Source organism: Nocardia sp. NPDC060255 (assembly GCF_042727395.1).
Taxonomy (GTDB): Bacteria; Actinomycetota; Actinomycetes; order Mycobacteriales; family Mycobacteriaceae; genus Nocardia.
In genome coordinates this window covers 242,062-252,856 of sequence record NZ_JBHXAU010000014.1, presented here as the reverse complement: position 1 = coordinate 252,856, position 10,795 = coordinate 242,062, and the positions used below count along the sequence as shown (strand labels likewise).

9 protein-coding genes are annotated in these 10,795 nt (G+C 61.3%); 7 read left to right on the top strand and 2 right to left on the bottom strand.

Features of this window, described 5'->3' with window-relative positions:
- From ACFWF1_RS25690 to ACFWF1_RS25670, 5 genes are all read left to right on the top strand, one after another.
- The coding region (locus ACFWF1_RS25690; RefSeq protein ID WP_379322221.1) for a hypothetical protein at positions 1-230 on the top strand (230 nt) is incomplete at its 5' end.
- A gap of 463 nt (positions 231-693) precedes the next feature.
- Positions 694-1,902, top strand: a complete 1,209-nt coding sequence (locus ACFWF1_RS25685; RefSeq protein WP_379290020.1) for a nucleotide disphospho-sugar-binding domain-containing protein — start codon at positions 694-696, stop codon at positions 1,900-1,902.
- Between the two features lie 14 nt (positions 1,903-1,916).
- The gene (locus ACFWF1_RS25680; protein WP_379290018.1) at positions 1,917-3,035 is read left to right on the top strand and encodes a type III polyketide synthase; all 1,119 of its coding nucleotides are present in this window, start codon (positions 1,917-1,919) and stop codon (positions 3,033-3,035) included.
- Entirely contained in the window at positions 3,032-3,874 is an 843-nt protein-coding gene (locus ACFWF1_RS25675) for a class I SAM-dependent methyltransferase (protein WP_379290016.1), read from the top strand. The genes ACFWF1_RS25680 and ACFWF1_RS25675 overlap by 4 nt, the downstream gene beginning before the upstream one ends.
- Positions 3,871-4,914 (top strand): methyltransferase, encoded by a 1,044-nt coding sequence (locus ACFWF1_RS25670; RefSeq protein WP_379290014.1) that lies wholly within the window; start codon positions 3,871-3,873, stop codon positions 4,912-4,914. The genes ACFWF1_RS25675 and ACFWF1_RS25670 overlap by 4 nt, the downstream gene beginning before the upstream one ends.
- Positions 4,915-5,023: 109 nt before the next feature.
- On the opposite strand, the gene ACFWF1_RS25665 is transcribed toward ACFWF1_RS25670, so the two are convergent.
- Complete coding sequence (locus ACFWF1_RS25665; RefSeq protein WP_379290012.1) at positions 5,024-6,328, bottom strand: MFS transporter; 1,305 nt, start codon at positions 6,326-6,328, stop codon at positions 5,024-5,026.
- Entirely contained in the window at positions 6,325-7,695 is a 1,371-nt protein-coding gene (locus tag ACFWF1_RS25660) for a rhodanese-like domain-containing protein (RefSeq protein ID WP_379290010.1), read from the bottom strand. Before ACFWF1_RS25660 ends, ACFWF1_RS25665 begins: the two co-directional genes overlap by 4 nt.
- A 139-nt stretch (positions 7,696-7,834) precedes the next feature.
- On the opposite strand from ACFWF1_RS25660, the gene ACFWF1_RS25655 reads away from it, so the two are divergent.
- Both ACFWF1_RS25655 and ACFWF1_RS25650 read left to right on the top strand, forming a co-directional pair.
- Positions 7,835-8,509 (top strand): ArsR/SmtB family transcription factor, encoded by a 675-nt coding sequence (locus ACFWF1_RS25655; RefSeq protein WP_379290008.1) that lies wholly within the window; start codon positions 7,835-7,837, stop codon positions 8,507-8,509.
- Positions 8,506-9,681, top strand: a complete 1,176-nt coding sequence (locus tag ACFWF1_RS25650) for a cysteine desulfurase family protein (protein WP_379290006.1) — start codon at positions 8,506-8,508, stop codon at positions 9,679-9,681. The genes ACFWF1_RS25655 and ACFWF1_RS25650 overlap by 4 nt, the downstream gene beginning before the upstream one ends.
- Positions 9,682-10,795: the final 1,114 nt, after the last annotated feature.

Below are 10,795 nucleotides of genomic sequence, written 5' to 3'. Positions count from 1 at the left end.
GAATACGTTCTCGCGGCGCCGGTTTGGCGGCAGGCATGAGCAAGGCTGGCGGCGTCATCGTGATCGCACTGGTGGTGCTTGCCGTTGCGACGCCATCGATTTCGACGACCGCGCTCATCAGTGCCATCCCGATGACCATCGCGGCGGTGGCGGGCATCGCCTTCTTGATCGAGACCCGCCGCCGCCCACTGGAGGAAATCACCGCAGCCGAACTAGGCGCCATCGTCTGATCCTCAACCGCCTACCCGATCCTCCCCCAAACGACGGGCCTGAGGCGATCACCGTCTAAGCGGCTACGGTGCGCTGCATTTGAGCATGAAGCGGTTGCGATAGACCGACAACGCGACGTTGTTTTTGCAGTTTCGGCCGAGGCTGTAGCAATTCCCCGCCCTGGGTCCGATTGAAGGGTGTGCCGATATCGCATGCGCCGAAGGCGTATAGATGATTTGGGGCGCGCCAGGTCGTCGCTTTGAGAATGATGCTGGGGTTCTTGTCGCACGACTAACATCGTGTCCGTAACTGAGTGTCGGACAGTCGATTACGTGCGCCCCATGCCCCCTCCGCGGTCGAGTATTCCAGTGCGAGACCGCTCTCGTAATTGTATGACAGCTGGCGACGGTGAGTGCACAGTGCTTTCAGATGAAAGGGCTGTATCTTCCCTTGGTCGATGGTTAAGGTTCTGCATCAAAGACCATGCAGAATCTGGCAATTCGAGGGGGTTTGCCCATGCGGGTGATGATTACGTGCGGCCCGGCTACCAGTCACTTATATCCTATGGTGCCGTTAGCTTGGGGGCTTCGAGCGGCTGGCCATGAGATTCTAGTTGTCGCACCAGAAAATATGAGGAACCCTGTTGTCGAGGCCGGACTAGCCTTCGGATCCTCGTACGGCCCCATCACGATCGTAGAAGCAATGCTGGATGGTCGTGAGCAGTCGGGACCGCCGCAGCCGAGCGATCTCGCCATCAGCGACGAGGCAATGGGCGAAGGATTCGCGCGCTTGGCTCAGATGGTCCTGCCCGGCAGCGCGCGGCTTGCGGAAGAATGGCATCCCGACCTGATCATCACTGAACCTACCGCTCTCGACGGAGCGGTTCTCGCTGTAGAGCGTGGGATACCGCTGATCGAACATCGCTGGAGCTTGCCGGTAGCTGATCAAATAGTCGGCAGCGCAAGGCGATCGCTGGTAGCCGCAGGTCGTTTGGACGACAACGTCGATCTGGCCGCGGCATTGAACATCGATGTCTGCCCGCCCAGTTTTCATCAGGCGCCATCAAGTTCCACCACAGCGTCGGTCCGGTACGTGCCTTACAACGGCGCCGCTGTGTACGAGTCATGGATGAGCGGTAGGTGTCAGCGGCCACGAGTGTGCGTCACGTTGGGGTCGATTCTGCCGAACTTGCCTTGGGCCGCAGAGGTGATGCGCTCAATACTCGACGGTTTGTCCGGGCTGTCCGTGGATATCGTCGTGGCGATGGATGACCGTTCGTGGGAGCGGGTGTCCGGCAGTGTCGAGGTGGCGTCCAATGTCGTTGTCACGTCTTGGGTTCCGCTGGGATTGGTGCTGCCGAGCTGTCGGGCAATCGTCCATCATGGCGGGGCCGGAACCACGATGACCGCGCTCGTGCAGGGCGTGCCTCAGCTAGTACTGCCTCAATTCGCTGATCAATTCGCGAACGCTCAGCGCATAGCGGACTGCGGCATCGGTATTGATTTGGCGCCGACGATGGTGCGCAAGGAGATCATCGCGGACCTCATCGGTTCACTGCTGTCCGAGAATTCACTCATGCGGGACAGGGCAATGGGGGTCGCCGTCGAGGCGCAATCCCAGAAACCGCCGAGCTCGCTGATCCCAACTCTCGAAGAACTTGCCCGGTCAGCCGCAGTTACCGCGGTCCGATGAGGAGGTTGACTTAAATGGCCACCTTGTGTCGACCAGCGATCGCGGTCCCTGAATACACCATCTCGAAAGAAGAGACTCTCCAACTCGCGGCTGAGTTGCATGTCAGAAATCCAGATCTGCCGCTCGCACTGCGGCTAATCGACAATACGGGCGTTCAAAAGCGACATCTCATCCAACCGCTTGAGGTGACTCTGTGCCACCCCGGTTTCGAAGAACGAAACAAAGTATATCTGCGTGAAGCTCGCGCACGTGTACCTGAGGTTGTGCATCGCGCGTTAGGATATGCCGACGTCGTCGAGAGTGATATAGATCTCATAATATATGTTTCGTGCACTGGGTTCGCGATGCCGTCCATGACCGCCTGGATGATCAATGAGCTCGACTTCAAATCGTCAACCAGACAGCTGCCTATCGCTCAGCTCGGATGTGCTGCCGGTGGAGCCGCGATTAATAGGGCGCATGATTTTTGCACTGCCTATCCCGCAACAAACGTGCTCATTGTAGCCTGCGAATTCTGCTCTCTGTGCTATCAGCCGGATGACCTTGGTGTGGGTTCGCTGCTGTCGAACGGGCTCTTCGGTGATGCAATCGGTGCCGCAGTAGTTCGGGGAGAAGGCGGTAGAGGAGTCAGGCTGGAACGAAACGGATCATGGCTGGTTCCGGACACTGAGAGTTGGATATCCTATGCTGTAAAAGACACCGGGTTCCATTTTCAACTCGACAAGCGAGTCCCCCATACGATGAGTATGCTCGCTCCGTCCTTGGCTGCTCTTGCCAGCGAGTTGCAATGGAACGTTTCCGCTCTCGACTTCTACATTATCCACGCGGGCGGACCACGAATACTGGATGACTTGTCAGAGTTGCTCGAAGTCGACGGTTCGTGCTTTCGCCACAGTCGGGCCACACTGACCGAGTACGGAAACATAGCGAGTGTCGTCGTGCTGGATGCCTTGGCACGGAAGTTCGAGGAGAGCCCGGGTGCAGACCTCGACCGCGGAATAATCGCGGGCTTTGGTCCGGGAATAACTGCGGAAATCTCGATGGGGACGTGGGTCTCCGCGGAACCGGAATCCGAAATCGAGCAAAGCTTCGTTCGAGTAGGTCAAGATCTGATAGGGGAGGTAGTTCCATGAGTGAGTACGTCTTCGATCCCGCCGACGGACTCAACGATGAGCACGTGACGTGCCTCGGGGATGTGCTGGATTCGATTACCTTGGCGAGCCTGCGTTCACTCGACGTGCACGCCGGCTGGCACTGTCTCGAGATCGGCGGTGGATCGGGCAGCGTGGCGGCTTGGCTGGGCCGACATGTCGGCGAGCAGGGGCACGTCACTGTCACCGACATCGATACGACGCACCTCGAGTCGGTACCCGAACTCGACTGCGCGAACGTGACCATTGCGCGCCACGATGTGCGGTACGACCCGCTGCCGGTCGAAAGTTTCGATCTCGTGCATGCACGCCTTGTACTCGGTCACCTCGATGAACGAGAGGTTGTGTTGGAAACACTCACCAAGTCGTTGCGGCCTGGTGGATGGATAGTTCTGGATGAGTTTGAAACGGTGCTGCCGCCGGTTGTCATGAAGACGCCTGGGCCGGAGGAAGAAGCTCTGTATCGACGAGTGATCGCCAAGATCACCGAGATCATCAGACATGCAGGGATGGATCATGAGTGGGGGCACCGAGTATATGGCTGCCTGACTGATCTGGGCATGGAAGAAGTCACGGCGGTAGGCGCGTTTCATGCGTGCCCTGGCGGTAGTGCGGGAATGAGACTTCACCACGTGGTCACACGCCGGCTCGAAAAGGTCCTCGTCCACGCTGGTCTGACCTCCGAGGAGCTGATCAATTTCCGCCGCATCATTATGCGGCCGGATTTCGTCGCAACCTCTTATCCAGTTATTTCCACACGAGCTCGTAAACGGTGCCGAGCATCGATAACGCATCAGGCAGCGGTAGGGCAGGGACGATGACTTCAGTGCAACGTGACGATCTGGTTCTGACGCCGACTGGTTTGATGGAACTTGCAACGAATTTTTGGAAGGCAAAGACATTAGCGGCTGCCGTCGAGTTGGGGATATTCACGCTTCTCGCCCGGACCGGGCCGCTGAGTACAGCAGAGATCGCGCACGAGGCCGGTATAAAGATGCGCCCGGCCGACATGTTTTTGGCTTCGTGCGCGGCATTGGGCCTTCTCGTCGAGAAAGATGGTGAGTACGACAACTCCGCGACGGCGGCACAGTTTCTCGTACAAGGCGAGCCCGACTACTTCGGAGGCTTTGTCCGCTTCTGCGATGCGCGTGAGTACCCTGCCTGGGATCGTTTAGTCGATGCCTTACGAACGGATCGACCGATGACGTGGGACCCCGCGACGCAGGATTCGCCATTCGCCCGGGAGGACCGGGTCATGACCGAGATGTTTTGGGAAGCGCTTCATGTCGCCGCCACCTACACGGCGCGTGGCCTGGCGGATGTCTATGACTTCGGTGCGCATAAACACCTACTCGATATCGGCGGCGGGTCAGGGGCCTTCCTGATCGAACTCTGCCGGAGAAATTCAGGGCTGCATGGAACGCTGTATGAATTGGATCACGTTTGTGTCGACGCTGCGGCGCGGGTCGCCCAGGCAGCTCTGGTAAGTCAAATCAGTACCATAGCAGGCGATTTCATTGCAGAACCCACCCTTCCAGAAGGGTTTGACGTGATTCTGATCAGCGGGGTACTCCACAACTGGGATCCAGAAACGAATTGTGCATTGATCCGCAAGAGCTATAACGCCCTTCGTCCAGGTGGAGCACTTTTGGTCTGTGAGCTGATGCTCGATTCTCGGCGTGCAGGTCCAGCCGACGCTGCGTTGATGGGCCTGAACATGGTGATCGAGACCATCGCCGGGAAGAATTACTCCGAGGACGAGTATCGCGAATGGGTGGTCGCGTGCGGGTTCGAAGGTACTGAAATACGGCGACTCGGCGGGCCGGGAGCCAACGCTGTCCTCGTCGCCCGTCGGCCCTGATTGCGCGAATCCGGGTGTGAATACGCACTGACACCGGGGGTCCCTCGCTGATATCGACCGATAGTCAGTTAGTCCGCGCCCGCCGGAGCAGCAGGCCGCTGCTGTGGAGTCAGTTCGAGCCACCCTCGAGTCCTGACGGCGGGTGCAGTTTGTAGTGCGGTGGATGAGTTTCGTACATGCGGACCGCTGCTAATACCGCGGCCGCGGCGCTGACCGTCGCGGCCGCCCAGACCGCGGCGTGTAGGCCCATGAGGTCGGCGACAACACCGCCGAGGACGGCGCCGACTGCGTAGCCGAGATCGCGCCAGACGCGGTAGACGCCGACTGCTCGGCCGCGCCAGATCGGGTGGGCGACATCACCGATCACAGCGAGCAGCGTCGGATAGACCATCGCGGTACCGATGCCGAGCAGCACGGTGCCGAGCGCCCACCCGACGAACCCACGCGAGTAGGCAATAACCGCTAGCGCGGCCGCTTGGATGGCCATCCCACCGACGATCAAATGTCTGCGGCCGATCTGGTCGGACAGTCCGCCGGTGATCAGCTGCCCGACGCCCCAAACACCGGGATAGAGCGCGAACAGGAGGCCGATCTGGCCTACGGGAAGGCTCGCAGTCGCGAACAGCAACGGAAACAGTCCCCACGACAAACCGAAGTTGAGGTTGTTGACCAGGCCTGCGTGGCTGGCCGAAGACATGGCCGGCTCGTTCAGGCTGACTTGGAGTGCGATCTGGCGGTCGGTCAGGTCGGCGTGCAGGTGGTCGTGGAGGCCGTCGGTGCGTGGTTTGTGGAGAGCCGCCTCCAGACGTGCGTAGTCCCGAGTCTCGCGTACGAAAACCGCTGATATTGCCAGCGCCACTGCGGCATAGGCGAATCCGAGCAGGAATGGCACCGGTCGAAGACCGTAATGCTCAGCGAGGTATCCAGCGAGAAGGGAACTCACCGCGACCGCGCCGTACCCGGCTGCTTCGTTGAGTCCCATAGCCAACCCACGGCGGGCGGGACCGACCAGGTCGATCTTCATGACCACCGTGGTCGACCAGGTCAGGCCTTGATTGATGCCCAGGAGCACGTTCGCGGCGACAACCCATCCCCAGTTGGGTGCTGTGATCAGTATCAGCGGTACCGGGAGGGCGAACAGCCAACCCACCAGCAGGATCGGTTTGCGGCCATAGCGGTCGGAGAACGTTCCGGCGAAGTAGTTCGCGATGGCCTTCGTGACTCCGAAGGCCGCGACATAAGTGAAGATGAAGGTGTAGCCGGTGAGGCCGAACTCGGATTGGGCGAGCAGCGGCAGAACCGTCTGTTGCTGACCGACCATACCGCCGACCAGCGCGTTGACCGCGACGAGCAGGATGAACTGGGCTGCGTTCTCTCGCAGACCCAATACCAGCGCCGTGCGCGGCGGATTCACCGTTGGGTTAGCAACTCCTCTCCGCGGACGCGGGCGTAGTCGGCTGGGTGCCCGTCGAGGACTCGCAGTTCGGTTTTGCCCGCGGCCTCGAGAATGCTCGCCGCACCCATCGCCCGTTCGCCGTGCCCGCACATGACGACCATCGGACCGTCCGGTAGCTCAACCGAGTTGTGGGCGAGCTCGCCGAGTTCGATGTGGTAGGCACCACGCACATGACCGGCCGCGAACTCACCGGCTTGTCGGATATCGAGAACGGTGACAGGTGCGTCGGTCTTCAGCTGCTCCGCCTCGAGGAACTGCACTGTCTCGGCGTCGACCGGACCGGTCCATGCATCCATTCCTCCGCCGAGTTCCCCCGAAACAGCGTCGAACCCGACTTTGGCTGCCTCCCAAACGATGTCGGTGGGGTTCTGATCCACGGCGCGGACAATGACCAGTGGCCGGTCCGGGTCGGCGAGCCAGCCCAGCCACGTGGCAAAGACCGGACGCAAGGTGATCGACAGGGCATTGGGTATGTGCGCGGCGGCGAAGTCGGCGGCCGACCGCACGTCGACGATCTGCGCTCCATCGGCGAGTAACTTCTGCACTTCGTCGGCGGTCAATTCGGCGAATTCGAGGGTCTCGCTCAAGACGGCAGGCCCTTCGCGATTGACCTCGCCCAGGCGCAAGAAGTAGTCGGGGAAGGTGCCCAGCGAGCCCAAAAGGGCTTCGACGAACGCGTCCTCACTGTCGACTTGCAACAGGGGATTGGTGGCACGTTCTTTACCGATTGTGGACACTCGGTCTCCACCCACCCCCGAGGAACAGAACGACCCCGCACCATGAGTCGGCCAGACCGGGGTCTCGTCAGGTAGTTCCATCAGCAGTCGCAGGGAGTGGTACTGGGCGCGGGCAAGTGGCACGGTCTGCTCCGGGCTGACCAGATCGGTACGTCCTGCGGTGCCGACCATCAGTGATCCACCAGTGAAAACACCCAGCAGCTGATCGCCGTCGTAGAGGAGATACGACAGGTGCTCGGGGGAATGGCCGGGGGTGGCGAGTGCTTGCAGGGTGAACGAACCTACCGCGAGACGCTGTCCGTCGCTCATTCCCGTCACTGCGAATCCGCGCGGGCCGACCTCGGGTGCGAGGACGGTCGCGCCGTCGGTCTCGGCCAGCTCGCGAACTCCGGAGATGAAATCCGCGTGCATGTGGGTTTCGACGGCGTAGGCGATCCGCAGGCCGCGGCTGCGCGCTTCGGCGAGCACCTGCCGGACGTCACGTTCGGGATCGAGGACAAGGGCTCGACCGTCGCCGAGATCGAGTAGGTAGGTCGAGTTGCCCAGGCCCTCGTCGACGACGGGAACCAGCGTGAAGTCGGACGGCATCGCAGAACTCCTGTGTCATGTGTTCAAGCGAAGTGCTATTCCAATAAAACATGGAATATGAGTAGAGTAGGGCATGCGATTGCGGCAAGCAACCGGGTCGCTGCGAGATGTGTTATGCCACGCGGTTTTTGGAGGAATCATGGGTGATGACCGGCCCTCCGCGAAGTCGGCTCTCTACGAAGCGTTCGCCGCCAGTGGCAAGGCATTGGCGAGCGGCAAACGGCTCTTGCTGCTGGACCTGCTGGCCCAAGGGGAGCGGACGGTGGAAGCGCTTGCCGTCGCCAGCGGTCTGAACCTCACCACCGCATCGGCCCACCTCCAGATACTCAAGCAGACCGGGTTTGCCGTGACCCGCCGCGAGGGTGTCCGGATCTACTACCGGCTTGCCGGTGCCGATGTGGCGCAGTTGTTCGCATTGCTGCGTAAGGTCGCGGAGGCCCACCAGGCCGCCGTCCCTCCGGCCCGCGCGAACTACCTCGGACATCGGGACGGGCAAGAAGTGACGCGCGAGGACTTGCTCGCCCGCGATGCGACCGGCGAGGTCGTCATTCTCGACGTGCGCCCGCTACCCGAATACCAGGCCGGCCACATACCGGGAGCGGTCTGCATTCCCATCGATCAACTGGGCGAGCGTATCGGCGAACTAGCCGGTGACGCTGAGATCGTGGTGTACTGCCGTGGCGAGTATTGCGTGATGGCTTACGACGCCGTCCGCCTCCTCAACGACCGCGGGCGGCGCGCGATCCGCCTCCGCGACGGCATGCTCGAGTGGCGACTCGCCGAACTTCCTGTCGACGTGGTCGAGCTGGTATGACCACAGCGCCGACAAACGAACCGGTTTATCTGGACTACAACGCCACAACCCCGGTCGACAATCGCGTCCTCGAAGCGATGATGCCCTATCTTTCCCACGCGTTCGGGAACCCGTCGAGCGATCATGTGTACGGCCGCCGACCCGTGGCCGCGCTCGAGGCCGCTCGTGCTCAGGTCGCGGGGTTGATCGGTGCCGCGGCACGCGAGATCGTTTTCACCGGCTCGGGCTCGGAAGCCAACCTACTCGCACTGCGTGGCGCAGCCCTGGCTCCCAGCCGCCCCCGAGCCCACCTCATCACTCAGGCCACCGAGCATCCCGCGGTGCTGGAGACCTGCCGTGCGCTTTCTCGATTGCATGGTGTGCGGGTCACTGTTCTGCCTGTCGAATCGGACGGGCGGCTGGATCCCGCCACTCTCGCCGCCGCATTCGATGAGCAGCCAGCGGTGGTCTCTGTGATGGCTGCCAACAACGAAACCGGTGTGCTCCAGCCGATTTCCGAACTGGCCGAGTTGGCCCATCGCCACGGCGCGCTACTGCACTGCGACGCGGCCCAAGCCGCGGGCAAGATCGACCTCGATGTCTCCGAGCTCGGAGTGGACTTGCTCACCGTGGTCGGTCACAAGATGTACGCGCCCAAAGGAATCGGCGCGCTCTATGTGCGCGAAGGCCTCGCGATCGAACCGGCTGTCTACGGCGGCGGACAAGAGCGACAGCTGCGCGCGGGCACCGAAAATGTTGCTTTCGCCGCCGGATTCGGGGTGGCTGCCGAACTGGCCGCCGCGGATCTTGCCAACGGCGCCCTAGCCCGCGTCGAGCGTTTGCGTGACCAGCTGTACCGACAGCTGGCTGAATCGCTTCCCGGGCGGGTTCAGCTGAACGGCAGCTCCCAGCATCGGCTGCCGAACACGCTGAACATCAGTATCGGTGGTGGGCGGGGACACGAAATCCTCACGGCCACACCGCAAATCGCGGCGTCCACCGGTTCGGCCTGCCACTCCGGAACATTCAGCCCATCACCGGTTCTGACCGCGATGGGCTTCGACGCAGATCGTGCGCTCGGCGCGATACGGCTCTCGTTGGGACGTATGAGTACCTCCGAAGACATCGAGATCGCGGTCGCCGCGCTGACCGCGTCGGTAACCGTATGTGAAGGGGCAACTGCCCGCCGCTAGCGCACCTCGCCAGGAGAGCCATGAACTACACGATCTCCCTGCAAGGGATTGTCTCCTTGTCCCTAACGCCGTGCTGGTTGACCAGATCCCTCGCCGCGGTCCGTATGCGACACCCCGTCCCAGCGAGAGGCTGGCATCATCCAAATTGCGGCGCGGATGTGTATGGGGCAACTCTGCTTCCGATGTAGATCCGCAGCTCGTATCCGGCAATCTGGACCCGAGAATTCGAGTATGCGCCTGACTGCCGACATCGAGCGAGCCGAGAACGTGTCATGGCTGCTTTGCTGAGGATTGAACGAACTACTGGTGAGTTGGTGATCGAACCACCGATTTCTACAGCGCGGACATTGCGGGAAATGACTGAGACTGTCGGCAGTGATCGGCCGGACGGCGGAAACCCGCTGCCCTCGTGATGGTTCAAGACGCCGAGCCTTGGCGACCAGTTGGATGTGGCTCGCCCAGCGAGCGTTTCTGTTGTACAGGCGCGGGTTTCGAGGTAGTCGAGCGGGATATGACTGGTCGGTTGTCGAGTCGCAAAGTGCGACACCGTAATTCGGATTTGACCGGCCACTCGAGCCGCCTGACTTATGTGCGGTCTCGGCCCAAACCGCCCGGTCGAGTTCAAATCCGACTACCATCCAAGGCTGAGCAAGCAGCCGTACAACAGATAACTACATGCCCGCGGAACCCCCGGGCTCGGGAAGCTCGCAAGGGGTCTCGAGCCGCAGATTCGGAATGGGAGACAGCCGATGAAGTCGGTGGATCACTCTCGCGCCTACCCGACTACTGAGACCACCGTTGCCGTGTCCGGCGAGTTCATAGAGCACGATCTCGCTGGACCAGCTGGGATCGATAGATATAGCGAATTGCTACCGTTGAAACTGCAAGGCGTGGCAGAGCGTCGAAAACGTCGCGAGGCGGCCGTAGCAGTCGATCGAGCATGATCGAGAGCGCGTACTGCTTGCGGCAACGCCCCGCTGCGCTGGGTAAACGCGTCGGCTAGTCGCCGCCGGGCGAGCGGGATCCTGTTGAATGCACCCACGCCATACAGCTCTTCTGGGGTGAATTGGTCGACCTTTCAGACTGTGCATCGCATTTGATTGTTCGATGCCGT

What these genes read in the sequence shown, in the direction of transcription:
- ACFWF1_RS25685 (WP_379290020.1), top strand. Translation starts at nt 694, where the DNA reads ATGCAGAATCTGGCAATTCGAGGGGGTTTGCCCATGCGGGTGATGATT.
- ACFWF1_RS25680 (WP_379290018.1), top strand. Translation starts at nt 1,917, where the DNA reads ATGGCCACCTTGTGTCGACCAGCGATCGCGGTCCCTGAATACACCATC.
- ACFWF1_RS25675 (WP_379290016.1), top strand. Translation starts at nt 3,032, where the DNA reads ATGAGTGAGTACGTCTTCGATCCCGCCGACGGACTCAACGATGAGCAC.
- ACFWF1_RS25670 (WP_379290014.1), top strand. Translation starts at nt 3,871, where the DNA reads ATGACTTCAGTGCAACGTGACGATCTGGTTCTGACGCCGACTGGTTTG.
- ACFWF1_RS25660 (WP_379290010.1), bottom strand. Translation starts at nt 7,695, where the DNA reads ATGCCGTCCGACTTCACGCTGGTTCCCGTCGTCGACGAGGGCCTGGGC.
- ACFWF1_RS25655 (WP_379290008.1), top strand. Translation starts at nt 7,835, where the DNA reads ATGGGTGATGACCGGCCCTCCGCGAAGTCGGCTCTCTACGAAGCGTTC.
- ACFWF1_RS25650 (WP_379290006.1), top strand. Translation starts at nt 8,506, where the DNA reads ATGACCACAGCGCCGACAAACGAACCGGTTTATCTGGACTACAACGCC.